This is a genomic window from Pseudonocardia sp. ICBG1034, from assembly GCF_020131375.1.
Taxonomy (GTDB): Bacteria; Actinomycetota; Actinomycetes; order Mycobacteriales; family Pseudonocardiaceae; genus Pseudonocardia; species Pseudonocardia alni.
The window spans coordinates 1-17071 of sequence record NZ_JAHLEK010000017.1 but is presented as its reverse complement, the minus strand read 5'-3'; the positions used below and the strand labels follow the sequence as shown (position 1 = coordinate 17071).

Genomic DNA, 17071 nt, shown 5'->3' with positions numbered 1-17071 from the left:
GCCGATACCGGACATCCGGGACATGCAGTCGCCTATCTACTGCCAGGACTGTGCGGCAGCACGGCCGTCGCGTTGAATCCCCTCACCCGGCCGGGTGGCGGCCGGTCCGACCGGGGAGGGGGCGCGATGCAGACGCACGCGGTCGCCATGCACATGAGCGACGGGCTGGTGAACGGCCCGACGGCGCTGCTGTTCGCCGTCGTCGCGGTGATCGCGCTGACGGTCGCCGTCCTGCGCGCCCGCGCGGACCTCGACGACCGCACCGCGCCGATGGCCGGGCTGGTCACGGCGTTCGTCTTCGCCGTCCAGATGATCAACTTCCCGATCCTTCCCGGGGCCAGCGGGCACCTGCTGGGCGGGGCGCTCGTCGCGATCCTGGTCGGCCCGTGGGTGGGCATGATCGCGATCTCGATCGTGCTCGTGGTGCAGGCGCTGCTGTTCGCCGACGGCGGCATCACCGCACTGGGCCTCAACATCACGAACATGGCCGTGATCGGGGTGGTCGTCGGCTGGCTGGTGGCGCGCTCGCTGCGCCGGTTCGCGGTGCGGTCCCGCGGCGGGCTGGTCGCCGTCGCCTTCGTCGCGGCCCTGCTCAACACCGTCGTCGCGGCGATGGGCTTCGTCCTGGAGTACGCGATCGGAGGCGCCGGCGGCGCCACCCTCGGCACGGTGTTCGCGCTGATGGGCGGGCTGCACGTGCTGATCGGCATCGGTGAGGGCGTGATCACCGCGGCCACCGTGGGCGCGGTGGCCGCCGCCCGGCCGGACCTGGTGTACCTGCTGCGCGGCACCGGGCGCCCACTGGCCCGCCGCTCGACCTCCGAGGAGGGTGCGCGATGAGCGCCACCGCCCGCCGTCGCCCGCTGCTGTTCTTCGCCGGGTTCCTGATCGTGTCCCTGGTCGTGGCCGGGCTGGTCTCGTCCTTCGCCTCCCCCGACCCCGACGGCCTGGACACCGTCGCCCGGGACGGCTGCACCGCCGTCGCGACCCCGGACGGTGAGGAGCGGCTGGAGGGCACCTGCATCGCGACCCACGAGAGCGACCACGCCATGGCGTCGAGCCCGCTCGCCGGGTACTCGGTCGTGGGCGGCGAGGGCACCACCGGCGTGGCCGGGGTGGCCGGGGTGCTGGTCACGGTCGTCGTCGCGGGCGGGGTGTTCCTGCTGCTGCGCCGCCGGGACGGCTGATGGGCGCCGGACACGCGCACCCGCTGTACCTGCACCGCGACTCCCCCGTCCACCGGCTCCCACCCGAGGTGAAGATCGTCTCGGCGCTGCTGGTGGTGGTGTGCGTGGTCGCGACCCCGCGCGAGGCGTTCGCGGTGTTCGGCGGGTTCGCGCTGCTGCTGGCCGCGGTGTGGGGCCTGGCCGGGGTGCGCCCGGGCTGGATCCTGCGGCGCTCGGTGATCGAGCTGCCGTTCGTGGTGCTCGCGGTGCTGCTGCCGTTCACCGGCCCGGCGCCGACGCTGGACTGGCTCGGCCTCACGCTGTCCCAGCCGGGGCTGCTCGGGGCGTGGAACATCCTGGTCAAGGGCACCCTCGGCGTCCTGACCTCGCTGACCCTCGCGGCGACGACGCCGATGCGCGACCTGCTCGTCGGCCTGCAGCGCCTGCACGCCCCGGCGATCGTCACCACGATCGCCACCCTGATGCTGCGCTACGCCGACGTGATCACCGGCGAGGCCCGCCGGATGCGGCTGTCCCGGATCTCCCGCGGCCACGACCCGCGGTTCCTGTGGCAGGCCGGGGCGACCGCCCGCGGGATCGGCTCGCTGTTCGTACGGTCCTACGAGCGCGGCGAGCGGGTGCACCTGGCGATGCTGTCGCGCGGCTGGACCGGCACCATGCCGCCCTCGGGCGACGCCCCGACCACGTCACGGCAGTGGCTGGCCGGGCTGACCGTCGCCGGGGTCGCGGTGCTGCTGGCCGGGTCCGGCTGGGTGGCCGCATGAGCCCGCCGTCGCTGCGGCTGACCGACCTCGCCTTCGCCTACCCCGACGGCCACCAGGCGCTGTTCGGCGTCGACCTGACGATCGCCCCCGGCGAGCGGGTCGCGCTGCTCGGCCCGAACGGCGCCGGGAAGACCACCCTGGTGCTGCACCTCAACGGGATCCTCGGCGGCGGGGACGGCGCGGCTGGCACCGTCGAGGTCGGCGGGCTCCGGGTGGAGAAGCGGCACCTGCGCGAGATCCGCCGCCGGGTCGGGATCGTCTTCCAGGACCCGGACGACCAGCTGTTCATGCCCACCGTCGCCGAGGACGTGGCCTTCGGCCCGGCGAACTTCGGGCTGCGCGGGCCCGCGCTGCGCGAGCGGGTCGACGAGGCCCTGGCCGCGGTGGGGATGGCCGACGCCGCCGACCGTTCCCCGCTGCACCTGTCCGGCGGGCAGCGCCGCCGGGTCGCGCTGGCCACGGTGCTGGCGTGCGACCCGGAGATCCTGGTGCTCGACGAGCCGTCGTCGAACCTGGACCCGGTGGCCCGCCGTGAGCTGGCCGAGGTGCTGCTGGGGCTGGGCCGGACCATGCTCATGGTCACCCACGACCTGCCGTACGCGCTGCAGCTGTGCCCGCGCAGCGTCGTGCTCGACGGGGGCACCGTCGTCGCCGACGGGCCGACCCGCGACCTGCTGGCCGACGCCGAGCTGCTCGCCCGGCACCGCCTGGAGCTGCCCTACGGCTTCGTGCTCGCCTGATCCCGGCCCACCCGGCGGCGCAGCCCGGGCATTGCCGGCAGGGTCACGGCCGGTGCGCCGAGCACGACGGACTCCTGCGCAGCCGGCGGCTCCGACGACGACCGGCCGGCGTCGTACACGGCACCGCCCCACCCGGCGAACCGGATGGGGCGGTGCGGTCACCGTCGACGGTGACGTGCGGCCGGGGTGGCTCAGCCGCGCTGTTCCTGGCCGTTCGGGTGGCCCTGCACCGCGCCCGGGGATCCGATGCCGGGGACCTCGCGGGAGGCCTCCAGCCGGGCCGGGGCCGCACCGCCGCCGTTGCCGGTCTCGGTGCCGGGGACCGGCGGGACGTCCGAGCCGACCGGCGGGACCTCCTGCTGGGCCGCCGCGGTGGCCGCCGCGACCTGCTTGGCGATCTCCGGGTCGGACGAGGTGTCGAACCAGTCCTCGACGCCGTCGTCCTCGGCGGGCCGGGAGACGGTGCCGTCGTCCGGGCTGGGCTCGTAGCGGAAGACGCCGTCCTCGCCGGGCGCACCCAGCATCCGGGTGAAGCCCTCCAGGGCCTTCCCGAAGTCGGACGGGACGACCCACAGCTTGCTGGCCTCGCCCTCGGCCATCTGCGGCAGCGTCTGCAGGTACTCGTAGGCGAGCAGCTCCGGGGTGGGCTTTCCGGCCTTGATCGCGGCGAACTTCTTCTCGATCGCCTTCGACTCACCCTGCGCCTCGAGGTACAGCGCGGCCCGGCGGCCCTGCGCCCGCAGGATCTCCGACTGCCGCTCGGCCTCGGCGGCGAGGATGGCGGCCTGCTTGGCGCCCTCCGCGGTGAGGATCTGGGACTGCTTGTTGCCCTCGGCGCTGCGGATGGCCGACTCCCGCTGGCCCTCCGCGGTGAGGATCATTGCCCGCTTCTCGCGGTCGGCCTTCATCTGCTGTTCCATCGAGTTCTGGATCGAGGGCGGCGGGTCGATCGCCTTGATCTCGACCCGGGCGACCCGGATGCCCCAGCGCTCGGTGGCCTCGTCCAGCTCGCCGCGCAGCGCCGTGTTGATCCGGTCGCGCGAGGTCAGCGTCTGCTCCAGCGTCATGCCACCGACCACGTTGCGCAGCGTCGTGGTGGTGATCTGCTCGACACCGGCGATGTAGTTCGCGATCTCGTAGACCGCCGCCTTGGCGTCGTTGACCTTGAAGTACACGACCGTGTCGATGTTGACGGTCAGGTTGTCCTGCGTGATGACCGGCTGCGGCGGGAACGACACGACCTGCTCACGCAGGTCGACACGCTCGCGGGTGCGGTCGACGAACGGCACCAGGATGGCGGGGCCGCCCTCCCGGATGCTGTGGTACCGACCCAGCCGTTCGATGATGTAGGCCCACTCCTGCGGGACGATGACGACCGACTTGACGACGATCGTCACGACCAGCACGAGCAGGACGATGCCGATGATGAACTCGGCGCCCATGTGCTCTCCCCTCCTGCGCGCCGGAGAACCGGCGCCCGTGTCGCCCCGGAGTCCCCGGGGCGTCGTGGCCGTCCCGCCGCGGTGGCGGTCAGGACGGCGGTAGCTCCCCCCGACCGGTGACGAGCACGGCCGCCCCGGTCACCTGCAGGATCGTGACGGTGGCGCCGGTCTCGAGGACCTCCACCCCGTCCATCGACCGCGCCGACCACACCTCGCGTCCGATCCGCACCTGCCCGCGCTCGCCGTCGACCCGCTGCACGACCTCGGCGGAGGCGCCGACGAACCGGTCCTGGTGGCGTTCGAACGTGCCCATGTGCTCGGCCAGCCTGCGTTTCGCCACCGGTCGCACGGCCAGCAGCAGCAGTACCGCGACGGCGCCGCCCACCCCGGCTGCCGGGAGGAGCGTCAACCCGAGTGCGGCCCCGGCCGCCGCGGCGAGTGCGCCGCCGCCGAGCATGACGAGGAACAGCTCCCCGGACACGACCTCGCTGCCGATCAGTACGAGACCGATGAGCAGCCAGATCAGTGCCGGGTCCATCGCCCCAGGGTGCCAGAATGTCCGATTCCCTGTCGGCGTTTCGTCGGTGTGCTCCGCACCGCTTGGCCCGATCGTTACCGGTCGGTGCCGGAGTCCGCCCCCGGGTGTCGGGGTCAGGCCCCCTCGGCGGTGACGAAGTCGATGAGGCGCTCGACCGCGCCGATCATCGGGGTCTCCAGGTCGCGGTAGCTGCGGACCGCGCCGAGCACCCGGCGGGCACCGTCGGCGGGCTCGCCCCACCGCAGCGCCGCGCAGACCCCGGTCTTCCAGTCGGTGCCGCGCGGGATCACCGGCCACTCGCGGATCCCGACGACCGAGGGCTTCACGGCCTGCCAGACGTCGACGTAGGGGTGGCCGGTGACCAGGACGTGCTGCTGCGCGTCGCGGGTCGCCCGGTAGGCCTCGCGGGCCTGGCGGGTCTCCTTGGTGCCCTCCACCAGGTGGTCGACGAGGATGCCGAGGCGCCGGTGCGGGCCCGGGTCGAAGTCGCGGACCGCGGCGGCGAGGTCGTCGACGCCGTGCAGCGGCTCCACGACCACGCCCTCGACGCGCAGGTCGTGCCCCCACACCTGCTCGACCAGTGTCGCGTCGTGCAGGCCCTCCACCCAGATCCGGGCGGCGCGCGCGGTGCGCGCCTTCAGGTTCGCGACGTGCACCGAGCCGGACGCGGACAACGTGCGGCCCGCGGGGGCGGCCTGCGGACGCACCAGCGTCGCGGGGCGGCCCTCGTACAGGAAACCGGCGGGGCGCAGCGGGAAGATCCGCCGGCCGCCGAAGCGGTCCTCCAGCGTCACCTCCGAGCCGGTGACGGTCACCACGGCACCGCAGAACCCGCTGGCCGGGTCCTCGACGACCAGGCCCGGCTCGGCGGCGATCTCGGTCACCCGGCTCTCCCGCGGCGCACGGGTGCCCGCGGTGTCGAACATGCCCCGGTAATCGTGGGTCCGGCTCATGGTGAGCCAGTATCGGTCGACGCCGGTCGGTGACCGGGGCACGACACGCCCACACTCCGGTGGTCACGCACAGCGTGACCCTCGTAGCGCTGTGTCACCCACGTGCCGGGTGTGCGACGCGGGACGGGCCGTTAGCCTGACCGCCGTGTCCTGTGCCTCCACGACCTTCGCCGTGTGGGCCTCGGCCTGGCTGGCCGGGTCCGCCGCACCCGACGACGTCCTCGACGCGCTCGCGCCGTGGTCGGAGGCGCACGACGTGCTCGCCGCCGACGACGTCACCGCCGCCGCGACCGGACTGCCCGGCCCCGGGTCTGCGCCGACCTCGACGGCGATGCTGCTGGCCGCCGTCCGCCGCGGCGCCCCGCGCGGACAGGCCCGGCTGGTGCTGCCGGCCCCCGGGGACGTGCGCGGCCTGCCCGGCCCGGGCCCGTTCTCCGACGCCGCGATCACCGCGGGCGAGGGCGTGCTGTTCGCCGACGCCGGGTTCGGCGTCGTGCCGTCACCGATCGCCGACGGGGTGGTCCGCTGGACCGCGCACGCCGTCGCCGACCCCGGCCCGGTCCCCGAGTACGTGGCGCTGAACGAGGCCGAACGGGAGCTGCGCGGCCAGGTGCGGGCCGCCGCCGCGGCGCTGACCGACCTGGGCGTGGCCCGGCACCGGCCCGGCGTGCGCGAGGAGATCGCGGCCTGGCTGCGCCGCCGCCCGCAGGCGCTGTGGCCCGGCGGGATGCCCCCGCAGGCGCTGCGGGTGCTGCAGCAGGCCGACGAGGTGGACGCGATCCTGTCCGCCGCCTCCGGCGACGAGCCCGGCGGCGCGCTGTCGGCGTCGGCGGCCGTCGCCCGCTCCGACGCGCTGCGCCCCATCGCCACCGCGGTGCGGGTCGCCCGGCGCGCCGCGGTCGCCGAGGCCGTCCGGGTCCTGGTGTCGGTCCCCCGCTGATCCCCGCGCCGGGCGTCACCGGAGCAGGGACTCCAGCAGCGCCCGCGCCGCCGGTCCGCCGGGCCCGCCCGAGCGCCAGACCAGGTGCAGCCGCGTCCGGATCTCCGGGGTGATCGGCACCGCGACCGGCGGCCGGGCCAGGGCCGCCACCCCGGCCGCACCGAGCGCGGGTTCCGGGACCACCGCCACCCCCGCCCCGCGCGCGGCCAGGCGCAGCAGCAATGTCATCGCGCCGGACTCGAACCCCACCCGGGCGGTGAGCGACCGGGCCGCCAGTGCCGCGTCCAGCGCGGCGCGCAGGCCGTGCCCGCGGGGCAGGCAGATCAGCGGCCGGGCCGCGAGCTCGTCCAGGGTCACCGCGGCCTGTCCGGCGAACGGGTCGTCCGCCGCGACCGCCGCGACCAGGGGGGACTCGACCAGCACCCGTCCGTCGAGGCCGTCGGGCGGGGCGTGCGGGAACCCCAGCACGGCGACGTCGAGCCGCCCGGCCCGCAGCTCGCCGACCAGCTCGTCGGTGGTCCCCTCCCGCAGCGTCACCTCCAGCTGCGGGTGTGCGGCGGCGAAGTCCCCGACCGGGTCGGCGAGCACGGTGTCGGGCAGCGAGGTGGCCATGCCGACCGCGACCCGGCCGCGCAGCAGCCCGCGCAGCGCGGCGACGGCGTCGCGGGCGTCCTCCACGGCGGCGAGCGCGGCGCGGGCGTGCGGCAGCACCGCCAGCCCGGCCTCGGTGGGCGTGACCGCGCGCGGGCCGCGTTCGACCAGGGGCGCGCCGAGCTCGCGTTCCAGCTGCCGCAGCTGCGCGCTCACCCCGGGCTGCGCGACGTGCAGCGCCGCGGCGGCCGCGGTGACGGTCCCGGAGTCGACGACCGCGACGAGGTAGCGCAGGTGTCGCAGTTCCATAAGCAGCGATGCTAACCGGTAGACGATCCATCTCTTCGACTTCTGCCGCGGGCGGGCCCAGGCTCGGAGCCATGACCAGCACGCGCAGCTTCCAGACCGGCATCACCCACCGCCCCTCGGCCGTCGCGGCCGTCACCGGCGCGGACGACGTCGTCGCCGCGCTGGCCCGGGCCGGCCGCGACGGTCTCGCCGTCACCGTGCACGCCACCGGGCACGGCCTGCGCCGTCCGTGCGACGGCGGCCTGCTGATCGACACCGCGCCGATGGCGGAGGTGACGGTCGACCCGGTCGCACGCACCGCCCGCGCCGGGGTCGGCGCGACCTGGGGCGACGTCGTCGCCGCGGCTGCGCCGCACGGCCTGCGCCCGCCGCACGGCAGCGCACCGTCGGTCGGCGTCGTCGGGTACCTGTCCGGCGGCGGGCTCGGCCTCGCCGTCCGCGCCGACGGCTGGGCCGCCGACCACGTCCACGCCGTCGAGCTCGCCCGCGCCGGCGGCACCGTCCGGGTGTCCGCGGCGTCGGACCCCCGCTACTTCGCCCGGCTGCGCGGCACGGGCCCCGACGACGGCGACGTCGTCACCGCGGTCGTCGTCGGGCTGCTCGGCTCCGACGGCCTGGTCGGCGGCGGGCTCGTGCGCGTCCTCGGCGACGCGGACGCCCCCGGCGACCCGGCCGCACTGCACGCCTGGGCGGACTGGAGCTCGGCCCTACCCGACGACGTCACCTCCGGGGTGTCCGTCGTCCCCTACCCGGACCTGCCGTTCCTGCCCGCCCACCTGCGCGGACGTCGCGTCCTGCGGGTCGGGGTCGTCGGCACCGGCGGGCCCGGCCGGACCGACGCGCTGCTCGCGCCGCTGCGCGCCGCCGTCGCCTGGGACGACGACACCGTCGCCCCGCTGGACCCGCGCGCGTCGGCCCGGGTGTACGCCGAGCCGGAGTTCCCGCACGCCTACCTCGGCGACGACGTGCTGGTCGACGGGCTCGACCGCGACGGCCTCGACCGGGTCGTCTCCCGCACCGGGCCGATGGTCGTGACCGGGATCCGGCACCTGGGCGGCAGGGCCGGGCGGGCCCCGGCCGTCGCCGACACCGTCCGCGGCCGCGACGCCGCGTACTGCGTGAACGTCCTGGCCCCGTTCGGCGACGACGCCGTGCCCACGCAGGTCGCCTGGCGGGAGGTCGACCACGTCCTGGACGGGTTCGCCGCCCGCGCGACCCGCGAGTGGTCGCACCCGGCGTTCCGGTTCGGGCCGCCCCGCGGTGTCCCGGCCTCGTAGTCTCCGCCCATGACGCGTGCCGCGCCCCGACCGGAACCACGCCTGCGGGCGTGGGAAGCACGGACCGACGTCGGTCTGACGGTGCTCTCCGCCGGGTTCCTGCTGCTCTACGCCTGCGAGGTGCTGCTGACCCGCCCCGGGTCGCCGGCGTGGCGGGCCCTGGAAACCCTCCTGTGGGTGCTGTGGGCGGTGTTCGTCGCCGACGTCGCGATCCGGCTGTGGCTGGCCCGCGACCGGTGGCGGTTCCTGCTCGACAACCCCCTCGACGTCCTGGTCCTGCTCGCCCCGTTCCTGCGGTTCCTGCGCCTGGTCCGGCTGGTCGGCGCGGTGTCGGTGCTGACCCGGACGCTGCGGGACGACCTACGCGGCCGGGTCAGCGCCTACCTCGTCGTCACCGTGTCGCTGCTGGGGTTCGTCGCGGCGCTCGGCGTCTACGAGGCCGAACGCGACGTGCCCGACGCAACGATCACGACCTTCGCCGACGCCCTGTGGTGGGTCCTGACCACGATCACGACCGTCGGTTACGGCGACCGCTACCCGGTGACGACCGAGGGCAGGCTGGTCGCGGCCGGCCTGATGATCGCCGGGATCGCCGTGCTGGGCACCGTGACCGCGACCATCGCCAGCTGGTTCACCGAGCAGATCCAGCGGTCCCGTACCGAGGCCGCCCGCCGCGACGAGCCCGACCCCGCCGGGCCGGGCACCCCCGACCCGGCCACCTGGACCGAACTCCTCGCCGAGCTCCGCCGGCTGCGCTCCCGCCTCGACGAGCTGGAGGCGGCCCCCGGGCAGCCGCCCGGCTGACGCCGCGTCAGACCGGCGGGGACAACCCGGCGTCGTGCACCAGCAGCGCCACCTGGACCCGGTTGTTCAGGTCCAGCTTGGTCAGGATCGCCGAGACATGGGTCTTCACCGTCGCCACGCTGATGTGGTGACGGGCGGCGATCTCGGCGTTGGACCGGCCCGCGCCGAGATCGAGGGCGATGGTGCGCTCCCGCTCGGCGAGGCGCTCCAGCCGTCGCCGGGCCGCGGCCCGGGTGCTGTCCCGGTCGGTCTCGGCGACCCGGTCGATGAGCCGGCGGGTCACCTCCGGCGAGAGCACCGGACGGCCCGCGGCGGCGTGCCGGACGGCGAGCACGAGCTCGTCGGGCGGGGTGTCCTTCAGCAGGAACCCGGCGGCGCCGGCCCGCAGCGCGCGCAGCACGTGGGCGTCGGCGTCGAAGGTGGTCAGCACGACGACCTGCGGCGCGCCGGGGCGGCGGCGCAGCGTCTCGGTGGCGGTGAGCCCGTCGGTGCCCGGCATCCGGATGTCCATCAGCACGACGTCGGGCCGGTGCCGCTCGGCCAGCGCGACCCCCTCGGCCCCGTCCCCGGCCTCGGCGACGACGGTCAGGCCGTCGGCGCCGCGCAGCATCATCGACAGTCCGAAGCGGACGACCGGGTCGTCGTCGACGATGAGCACCGCGACGGGGTCGGAGGTGGTCACGACGGCCACGGTAGCCGCATCCCGGTCCGCCACCCGCCGTCCGGGGTCGGGCCGTGGTCCAGCCGGCCCCCGACGAGCGTCGCCCGCTCGGCCAGCCCCCGCAGCCCCTGCCCGGCCCCCGGCCGGTCGGCGCGGGCGGGCCGGGCCGGTGCCGGGTTCGCCACCTCGACGACGAGCCCGTCCCCGGCCCCGCCGGTGACCGTCACCGTGACCGGGGCACCCGGCGCGTACGTGCGCGCGTTGGTGAGGGCCTCCTGCACCAGCCGGTAGGCGGTGCGCCCCGCGGTCTCGGGCACCGGGTGCTCCCCGGTGGTGACGCCGGGCCCGTCGTGCAGGACGACCGCGGTCCCGGTCCGGCGGGTCTCCTCGAGCAGCTCCCCGACGTCGGTGATCCCGGGCAGCGGCAGCTCCCCCACCGGCGCCCGGAGCACCCCGATGACCTCCCGCAGGTCCTGCAGGGCGCGGTGGGCGTTCTCCCGCACGACCTCGGCGGCCCGCGCGGTCTCCTCCGCCGGCGCGTCGCGGTGGAACGCCAGCGCCCCGGCGTGCACGCTGAGCAGCGACAGCCGGTGCCCGAGCACGTCGTGCATCTCCCGGGCCAGCGCCTCCCGCGCCTCGTGCGCGGTGCTCTCGGCCCGCAGCGCCGCAGCGGACTCGGCCATCGCGGCCCGCTCGTGCAGCGACTCGACCAGCAGCCGGCGGCTGCGCACGACCAGCCCCCAGCCGAACACCGCCGCGTGTCCCGCCACCAGCGCCCCGACCAGCAGCCACAGCGGGGCCTCCGGCGCGGGCCGCCAGAGGTAGTACACCGCGAACGACGCGAAGCTGCCCAGGAACACCGCGGCCGAGACCCGGGCCGGGCAGCGGGCGGCGACCGCGAACAGCGCGACCAGCCCCGGGACGGACGCGAACTCGGAGAACGTGCACAGCACGACGACGCCCACGGCCACCGGCAGCGGGTAGCGGCGCCGCCACCAGAGCGCGACGCAGGCGAGCATCCCCGCCACGACGTCGACACCCAGCAGCAGCTCGGGCCCGCCCGGCGACGACACCACCCGCAACCGGGCCATGAGCAGCCCGATCAGGGCCGTCACCACGACCACCAGGCCGTCGACGACCCACCGCCGGTACGCCGCGACATCGGTCATGCCGCCGAGGCTAGGGCCCGTACCGGTGCGGACGCCTCCGTCCCGAGGCCCGGACGCACTCATCCTTCGGACGGACCCCGCACGGGCAGGACACTCCCCCGGACCGATCCGGACGGCCGGGTGGCCGCCGCAGCATCGGCCCGATGCCCGCCCCGCACCGACGCCTCCGACCGCTCGCCGTACTCGCCGCCGCCGTCGCACTGGCCGTCACCGGCTGCGCCGCGGCCGTACCCGCCGCACCCGCCGTCCCGCCGCCCGACCCGGTCACCTGGACCGGGTGCGGTCCCGGCCTGGAGTGCGGCACCCTCGAGGTCCCCCAGGAGTACACCGACCCCGACGGCCCCCGGGTCGCCCTCGCGGTGATGCGGCACCGCGCCACGGATCCCCAGCGCCGGATCGGCACCCTGTTCTTCAACCCGGGCGGCCCCGGGGTCGCCGCGACCGACACGCTGCGCGCGATGCCCGCCACCCCGGGGTCGGCGGGCACGTTCGGGCCGGAGGTGCTGGCGCGCTTCGACGTCGTCGCGATGGACCCACGCGGCGTCGGCGCCTCGTCGGCGGTGCGCTGCCGCACCGACGCCGAGCGCGCCACGGCCGCCGCGAGCACCGCCGCCGACCCCGCCGTCCCCGGCGGCGCCCCGCTGCCGACCCTGCTCGCCGAGGCGAGGGCGCTGGCCGAGGGCTGCGCGACGCACCGGACCCCGGCGTTCCTGGCGAGCCTGTCCACCGACAACGTCGCCCGCGACCTGGACCGGCTCCGCACCGCGCTCGGCGAGGAGACGATCACCTACTACGGCATCTCCTACGGCACCGTCGTCGGCCCGATGTACGCCACCCTGTTCCCGGACCGGGTCCGGCAGATGGTCCTCGACGCGCCCGTCGACACCACGCTGTGGACCGGGGACCCCCTGGAGTTCCTCGACGAGGTCGCCGTCGCGAGCGAGCGGACCCTCGGCGCCTGGTTCGACACCTGCCGTACGGACGGTGCCGCGGTCTGTCCGTTCGGCGCCGGCGACCCGGCCGCCGCGTTCGACGCGCTCGTCGCCGGTCTCGAGCGGCGCCCCGCCCCGGCCCGGGTGGTGGAGGGCCTCGCCCCGGCCGGCGTCGTCGACGGCGCCATGCTGCTGGAGACCGCCCGCGGCGCGGCGGGCGAACGCACCCTCTGGCCGGTGCTGACGACGACGCTGGCGACCGCGCAACAGGGCGACGGCACCCTCGCCCACCTGCTCCACCGCAACCTGACGGTCTCGCCGTTCGGTGTCCCGACCGCGACGCAGGAGCAGCACACCGCGGTGCGCTGCGCGGACTGGAACACCCCGGCCGACGTCGGCGCGCACACCGCGGCCGCCGAGCGCGCGGTCGAGCACGCACCGCGGATCGGCACCCGCGCCGCCTACAGCGCGCTGGCCTGCGCGGTGTGGCCCGCGCCGAACACCGACCGGGTCACCGCACCGCTGACCGGCGCGGGCGCCCCGCCGACGCTGGTGGTCGGCGGCAGGCTCGACCCGGTCACGCCCCACGCCTGGGCGGAGCGGACGGCCGACACCCTGGACCGGGCGGTCCTGCTGACCCGCGAGGGTGTCGGGCACGGCTCGTACGGCACCGACCCCTGCGTCGACGCCGCGGTGGAGGCCACGCTGCTCGACACCACGCTGCCGGCGGCGGGCACCGTGTGCACACCGCCGCGGGCCACCACCCGTCCCGGGGCGGTCCCGGGTGGCTGAGGTCAGCCGTGCGTGTGCCCGTGCACGGCGAGGTGGGCGACGACGTCGCCGGGCCTCACCCCCGCACCGCGGCCGCGAGGGCCGCGAGGTCGTCGGGGTGCATCCGGGCCGGGACCGGCTCCGGTGCCGCGGCACGCAGCCGGTCCCGTTCCGCGGCGAGCCCGTCCCGCTCCCGGCGGGTGTCGTCGAGCCGGCGGGTCAGCTCCTCGACCGCGGTGCGGGCGCTCTCGTGCTGCGCACGCAGCCCCTCGGCGACGGCGCGGGCCTCGGTCAGCAGGTCGCGCTGCGCGGCGAGCCGGCTGCGCTGCTCGACGACGGTCTCGACCAGACCCGCCCGGTCGGCGACGACCGCGGCGTGGTCGGCCCGCAGCGCCGTCAGGTCGGCGTCCAGGCGGTCCCGGTCGCGGGTGGCGGCGTCGGCGCGGGCGAGGGCGGTATCGCGCTCGTGCTCGGCGGTCCGGGCGGCGAGCAGCGCGGCCTCCCGGTCCCGGGTGGCGGTCGCGGCGGTGTCCCGGGCCTCGCGGGCGTCGGCGACGGCGGCGTCCCGGGCGGCGACGGCGTCGGCGGCCTGCTGCCGCGCCGCACCGAGGGCCTCGGTCGCCGCGAGGGCGGTGGCGGCGGCCTCCTCGGCCCGGGTCACCGCCTCCGCCCGCTCCTGCCGGGCCTCGGTCGCGGCCCGGTCCGCCTCGCGGGCCCGGCGCTCGGCCGTCTCCCGGGCGGTGTCGGCCTGCCGACGGGCGGCGTCGGACTCGGCGGCGCCCGCGCGGGCCGCCTCGGTGGCGGCCAGGGCGTCGCGCTCGATCTCGTCGAGCCGGTCCAGCACAGCGGTCAGCGCCCCGGACAGCTCGGCCACCGGCCCGGCGAGCGCGCCGACGTGCTCGCGGAGCCGGTCCGCGTCGAGCGCGAACGCCCCGGTCCCGGTGTCGAGGCCGAGAGCACCGAGGGCCTCCCGCTCGGCGCGGGCCATCTGCGCGCACGTCCGCCCCTGCTCCCACCGGGTATCCCGGCAGAACGACCGCGGACGGCCGCCCTGCGGCCCGGGCGGGGGCAGCTCCGCCCGGCACCGGCTGTATCCGCACCGCACCACCGTGTCCGTCACGTCGGCCATGCTACCGGTTCGGTTCATACGAACTGCTGCACGGTTCTTGGTTCAGTTACCTGAACTAGCACAACACGGGATAATGCAGAGAATCCCGGGTCGGCCGAGCCACGGGTGCATCGACCGTCGCCGGGGCGCGCGGGAGCACGCGGGGAACCGGGGGGCGGCGGAGGGATCGAGCGTGGCCGCGCGGCGTCGGGCCCCGGTCACCGGCGATAGCCTGGTCGTGACCCGGGCGGGAGGAGCAGCGATGGGCAGGACACCGTGGATCGGGCCGAAGCGGGTCGGGTGGGGGCTGCGCCCGCAGACCCGGCAGGGCCGGGTGGTGACGGCGGCGTCCGCCGCCGCACTGCTCGTCGTCCCGGTCGTGCACTGACCGTGCACCCGGTCCCGCGCCCCGCCGACCTCGACGCCGTCCGCGACTCCTACGACCGCGTCGCCGACAACTACGTCGACATGGTCGTCACCACCGGCCTCGGTGACGTCCGCACCCATCCCTGGCTCCGGGCCGCCATGGACACCTTCGCCGACGCCGTCGCGGGCCGCGGGCCGGTCCTCGACGTCGGCTGCGGGCCGGGGCAGGTCACCGCCCACCTCGTGGAGCGCGGCGTCGACGCGTCCGGGATGGACCTCTCCCCCGCCATGGTCGCCCACGCCCGGCGGCTGTACCCGCACTGCCGGTTCTCGGTCGGCTCGGCCACCGAGCTCGCGGTCCCCGACGCCTCGCTCGCCGGGGTCCTGGGCTGGTGGTCGCTGTTCCACCTGCCCCGCGACGTCCTTCCGCACGTCCTGGCCTCCTTCACCCGCGCCCTCGCCCCCGGTGGGCGGCTGATCCTGGCGACCCACGTCGGCGACGGCGAGCTCGAACGCACCGAGTGCTACGGCGGCGTGCCCGTCCGCTGGACCACCCACCTGTGGCGGCCCGAGCAGCTGCGCGACCTCCTCGGGCGGGCCGGACTGCACCCCGAGGCCGAGCTCCTCCTGCATCCCGACGAACGGACCGGCCCGGGCGTGGTGATCATGGCGCGGGCACCGGGACCGGCAGGATGACCCCGTGACCGACCCCGCCCCCACCGGCGTCCCCGGCGCCGAGCTGCTCGCACCACAGGTGGACCTGCCACTGACCGAGCAGGAGGCCGCCTACGTCGCGGCCGCCCGGTCGGCCAACACCCGTCGCGGCTACGCCTCGGACTGGCGGGAGTTCAGCGGCTGGTGCGCCCGGCACGGGCACGAGGCCCTGCCTGCCGCCCCCGAGGCGCTGTCCGGCTACATCACCGAGCTCGCCGGGGCCGGGGCGAAGGTCGGGACCATCAGCCGCCGGCTGTCCTCGATCCGGTTCGTGCACGTCATGCGCGACCTGCCCGACCCCACCGACGCCCGCCGCGTCACCGCCGTCTGGGAAGGCATCCGCCGCACCCACGGCGCCCCGCCGGTCCAGGCCCGGCCGCTGATGCCCCCCGACCTCGACGACGTCGTCGACGCCTGCCCCACCACCCGCAGCTACGCGACCCGCCCGGGTGAGGACGACCTCGCCGGCCTGCGCGACCGGGCCCTGCTGCTGGTCGGGTTCTTCTCCGCGCTGCGCCGCTCCGAGCTGGCCGCGCTCACCGTCGCCGACGTCGCCGACCACCCGCGCGGCCGCGTCCTGTCGATCCCCCGCTCCAAGACCAACCCGTACGGCACCGAACCCGAGCTCGTCGTCCTCCCGCACGCGCACCGGGCCGCGCGCTGCCCGGTCACCGCGCTGCGGACCTGGCTCGACGCAGCCGGGATCACCGAGGGCCCGGTGCTGCGCAAGGTCACCCGCGGCAACCGGGTGACCGACCGGCCGCTGCACCCGGAGTCGGTCAACGAGATCGTCCAGCGCGCGGTGGCCCGTGCCGACATCGGCCCCGGCCCCTGGTCGGCGCACTCCCTGCGCGCGGGCCACGTCACCTACGCCCACCAGCGCGGCGCCTCCGACCGGGCCATCGCCCACCAGACCCGACACCGCTCCCTGGCCACCGTCGGCGCCTACATCCGCATCGACAACGCCTGGGAGGACAACTCCGCCGCCCTGCTGGCAGGTCTGTAGCCGTGCCCCTCCACCCGCCGATCGAGCCCCACGACGCCGGTGTCCTCACCACCGACGACGGCCAGGCCCTCTACTGGGAGACCTGCGGCAACCCCGACGGACGACCCGCGCTGGACCTGCACGGCGGGCCCCGGATCGGGTGCCTCGGCCGGGGCCCGCCGGTACTACGACCCCGAGCGGTACCGGATCGTGCTGCTCGACCAGCGCGGCTGCGGCCGCAGCAGACCGCTCGCCTCCGACCCGGGCGTCGACCTGGGGCGCACGCAGACCACACAGCTGCTCCTCGACGACATCGAGCGGCTCCGCGAGCTGCTGGCCATCCACTCCTGGGTCGTGCGGGGCGGCTCCTGGGGCAGCACCCTCGCCCTCGCCTACGCCCAGGCCCACCCACAGCGCGTCGACGCGCTCGTCCTCGCCGCGGTCACCACGACGACCGGGCGGGAGGTCCGCTGGGTCACCGAGGACATGCGCCGCATCTTCCCCTCCGCGTGGGACCGCTTCGCCGGCGCCGTGCCCGCCCACCTGCGTGGCATCCGCCTCGTGGACGCCTACGCGACCCTGCTCGCCGACCCCGACCCGGCCGTGCGCGAGGACGCCGCCCGCGAGTGGTGCCGCTGGGAGGACACCCACGTCTCCCTCGCACCGGGCCACCGGCCGAGCCGACGCTCCGAGGACCCGGCGACCCGCTGACCCGGGGTCCGCACCACACCACACCGCACACCGGTCGCCGGCCCGGCCACCGGACCTCCCCGGCCGGCGCCGGCCTCTCCCGGTCTTGGCGGTTCGGTTGTCGTCGTTT

The 17071-nt window shown here is 76.3% G+C and carries 19 protein-coding genes; 12 read left to right on the top strand and 7 right to left on the bottom strand.

Annotated elements, in window-relative coordinates:
• The first annotated feature begins 126 nt into the window (after positions 1-126).
• The 4 genes from KPF22_RS14985 to KPF22_RS14970 are packed head-to-tail and all read left to right on the top strand — an operon-like array spanning position 127 to position 2691.
• Complete coding sequence (locus tag KPF22_RS14985) at positions 127-840, top strand: energy-coupling factor ABC transporter permease (RefSeq protein WP_174525502.1); 714 nt, start codon at positions 127-129, stop codon at positions 838-840.
• Entirely contained in the window at positions 837-1187 is a 351-nt protein-coding gene (locus KPF22_RS14980; RefSeq protein ID WP_073574795.1) for a PDGLE domain-containing protein, read from the top strand. The genes KPF22_RS14985 and KPF22_RS14980 overlap by 4 nt, the downstream gene beginning before the upstream one ends.
• On the top strand, positions 1187-1951 hold the full coding sequence (cbiQ, locus tag KPF22_RS14975) for a cobalt ECF transporter T component CbiQ (RefSeq protein ID WP_062395227.1): 765 nt from the start codon (positions 1187-1189) through the stop codon (positions 1949-1951). Before KPF22_RS14980 ends, cbiQ begins: the two co-directional genes overlap by 1 nt.
• Positions 1948-2691, top strand: coding sequence for an energy-coupling factor ABC transporter ATP-binding protein (locus KPF22_RS14970; RefSeq protein WP_208820854.1), 744 nt, complete (start codon positions 1948-1950; stop codon positions 2689-2691). Before cbiQ ends, KPF22_RS14970 begins: the two co-directional genes overlap by 4 nt.
• A gap of 191 nt (positions 2692-2882) precedes the next feature.
• Here KPF22_RS14970 and KPF22_RS14965 read toward each other — a convergent pair whose 3' ends face one another.
• From KPF22_RS14965 to KPF22_RS14955, 3 genes are all read right to left on the bottom strand, one after another.
• Positions 2883-4133 (bottom strand): SPFH domain-containing protein, encoded by a 1251-nt coding sequence (locus KPF22_RS14965; protein WP_208820852.1) that lies wholly within the window; start codon positions 4131-4133, stop codon positions 2883-2885.
• Positions 4134-4221: 88 nt separating this feature from the next.
• The gene (locus KPF22_RS14960; protein ID WP_224402447.1) at positions 4222-4671 is read right to left on the bottom strand and encodes an NfeD family protein; all 450 of its coding nucleotides are present in this window, start codon (positions 4669-4671) and stop codon (positions 4222-4224) included.
• 113 nt (positions 4672-4784) lie between these two features.
• Positions 4785-5624 (bottom strand): DUF3097 domain-containing protein, encoded by an 840-nt coding sequence (locus tag KPF22_RS14955; protein ID WP_224402446.1) that lies wholly within the window; start codon positions 5622-5624, stop codon positions 4785-4787.
• Positions 5625-5769: 145 nt separating this feature from the next.
• Here KPF22_RS14955 and KPF22_RS14950 point away from each other — a divergent pair, with 145 nt between their 5' ends.
• Positions 5770-6564, top strand: a complete 795-nt coding sequence (locus tag KPF22_RS14950; RefSeq protein WP_224402445.1) for a hypothetical protein — start codon at positions 5770-5772, stop codon at positions 6562-6564.
• A gap of 15 nt (positions 6565-6579) precedes the next feature.
• Here the strand turns inward: KPF22_RS14950 and KPF22_RS14945 are convergent, their stop codons facing one another.
• Positions 6580-7464 (bottom strand): LysR family transcriptional regulator, encoded by an 885-nt coding sequence (locus KPF22_RS14945; RefSeq protein ID WP_208820844.1) that lies wholly within the window; start codon positions 7462-7464, stop codon positions 6580-6582.
• A 71-nt stretch (positions 7465-7535) separates the two neighbouring features.
• Here KPF22_RS14945 and KPF22_RS14940 point away from each other — a divergent pair, with 71 nt between their 5' ends.
• Positions 7536-8741: an FAD-binding oxidoreductase gene (locus KPF22_RS14940; RefSeq protein ID WP_224402444.1), complete on the top strand. Its 1206-nt coding sequence runs from the start codon at positions 7536-7538 to the stop codon at positions 8739-8741.
• Between the two features lie 9 nt (positions 8742-8750).
• Positions 8751-9545 (top strand): potassium channel family protein, encoded by a 795-nt coding sequence (locus KPF22_RS14935; protein ID WP_224402443.1) that lies wholly within the window; start codon positions 8751-8753, stop codon positions 9543-9545.
• A 7-nt stretch (positions 9546-9552) separates the two neighbouring features.
• Here the strand turns inward: KPF22_RS14935 and KPF22_RS14930 are convergent, their stop codons facing one another.
• Together KPF22_RS14930 and KPF22_RS32690 are read right to left on the bottom strand one after the other, a co-directional pair.
• A complete protein-coding gene (locus KPF22_RS14930) occupies positions 9553-10227 on the bottom strand; it encodes a response regulator (RefSeq protein WP_374107439.1) in 675 nt (224 codons plus the stop codon).
• Positions 10224-11375 (bottom strand): sensor histidine kinase, encoded by a 1152-nt coding sequence (locus tag KPF22_RS32690; protein WP_208820838.1) that lies wholly within the window; start codon positions 11373-11375, stop codon positions 10224-10226. Before KPF22_RS32690 ends, KPF22_RS14930 begins: the two co-directional genes overlap by 4 nt.
• A 143-nt stretch (positions 11376-11518) precedes the next feature.
• Here KPF22_RS32690 and KPF22_RS14920 point away from each other — a divergent pair, with 143 nt between their 5' ends.
• Entirely contained in the window at positions 11519-13099 is a 1581-nt protein-coding gene (locus KPF22_RS14920; protein ID WP_224400885.1) for an alpha/beta hydrolase, read from the top strand.
• Between the two features lie 55 nt (positions 13100-13154).
• Here the strand turns inward: KPF22_RS14920 and KPF22_RS14915 are convergent, their stop codons facing one another.
• Entirely contained in the window at positions 13155-14198 is a 1044-nt protein-coding gene (locus KPF22_RS14915) for a response regulator receiver protein (RefSeq protein ID WP_224400884.1), read from the bottom strand.
• 250 nt (positions 14199-14448) lie between these two features.
• Here KPF22_RS14915 and KPF22_RS32120 point away from each other — a divergent pair, with 250 nt between their 5' ends.
• The 4 genes from KPF22_RS32120 to KPF22_RS14900 are packed head-to-tail and all read left to right on the top strand — an operon-like array spanning position 14449 to position 16962.
• Positions 14449-14574 (top strand): hypothetical protein, encoded by a 126-nt coding sequence (locus KPF22_RS32120; RefSeq protein ID WP_255623970.1) that lies wholly within the window; start codon positions 14449-14451, stop codon positions 14572-14574.
• A gap of 2 nt (positions 14575-14576) precedes the next feature.
• Complete coding sequence (locus KPF22_RS14910; protein ID WP_224400883.1) at positions 14577-15248, top strand: class I SAM-dependent methyltransferase; 672 nt, start codon at positions 14577-14579, stop codon at positions 15246-15248.
• A 4-nt stretch (positions 15249-15252) separates the two neighbouring features.
• Entirely contained in the window at positions 15253-16272 is a 1020-nt protein-coding gene (locus tag KPF22_RS14905; RefSeq protein WP_208820836.1) for a site-specific integrase, read from the top strand.
• A gap of 39 nt (positions 16273-16311) precedes the next feature.
• Positions 16312-16962 carry an alpha/beta fold hydrolase gene (locus KPF22_RS14900; RefSeq protein WP_224400882.1) on the top strand — a complete coding sequence of 217 codons (651 nt, stop codon included), beginning with the start codon at positions 16312-16314 and terminating at the stop codon, positions 16960-16962.
• Positions 16963-17071: the final 109 nt, after the last annotated feature.

What these genes read in the sequence shown, in the direction of transcription:
- KPF22_RS14985 (WP_174525502.1), top strand. Translation starts at nt 127, where the DNA reads ATGCAGACGCACGCGGTCGCCATGCACATGAGCGACGGGCTGGTGAAC.
- KPF22_RS14955 (WP_224402446.1), bottom strand. Translation starts at nt 5,624, where the DNA reads ATGAGCCGGACCCACGATTACCGGGGCATGTTCGACACCGCGGGCACC.
- KPF22_RS14960 (WP_224402447.1), bottom strand. Translation starts at nt 4,671, where the DNA reads ATGGACCCGGCACTGATCTGGCTGCTCATCGGTCTCGTACTGATCGGC.
- KPF22_RS14920 (WP_224400885.1), top strand. Translation starts at nt 11,519, where the DNA reads ATGCCCGCCCCGCACCGACGCCTCCGACCGCTCGCCGTACTCGCCGCC.
- KPF22_RS14945 (WP_208820844.1), bottom strand. Translation starts at nt 7,464, where the DNA reads ATGGAACTGCGACACCTGCGCTACCTCGTCGCGGTCGTCGACTCCGGG.
- KPF22_RS14935 (WP_224402443.1), top strand. Translation starts at nt 8,751, where the DNA reads ATGACGCGTGCCGCGCCCCGACCGGAACCACGCCTGCGGGCGTGGGAA.
- KPF22_RS32690 (WP_208820838.1), bottom strand. Translation starts at nt 11,375, where the DNA reads ATGACCGATGTCGCGGCGTACCGGCGGTGGGTCGTCGACGGCCTGGTG.
- KPF22_RS32120 (WP_255623970.1), top strand. Translation starts at nt 14,449, where the DNA reads ATGGGCAGGACACCGTGGATCGGGCCGAAGCGGGTCGGGTGGGGGCTG.
- KPF22_RS14970 (WP_208820854.1), top strand. Translation starts at nt 1,948, where the DNA reads ATGAGCCCGCCGTCGCTGCGGCTGACCGACCTCGCCTTCGCCTACCCC.
- KPF22_RS14965 (WP_208820852.1), bottom strand. Translation starts at nt 4,133, where the DNA reads ATGGGCGCCGAGTTCATCATCGGCATCGTCCTGCTCGTGCTGGTCGTG.
- KPF22_RS14940 (WP_224402444.1), top strand. Translation starts at nt 7,536, where the DNA reads ATGACCAGCACGCGCAGCTTCCAGACCGGCATCACCCACCGCCCCTCG.
- KPF22_RS14980 (WP_073574795.1), top strand. Translation starts at nt 837, where the DNA reads ATGAGCGCCACCGCCCGCCGTCGCCCGCTGCTGTTCTTCGCCGGGTTC.
- cbiQ (WP_062395227.1), top strand. Translation starts at nt 1,187, where the DNA reads ATGGGCGCCGGACACGCGCACCCGCTGTACCTGCACCGCGACTCCCCC.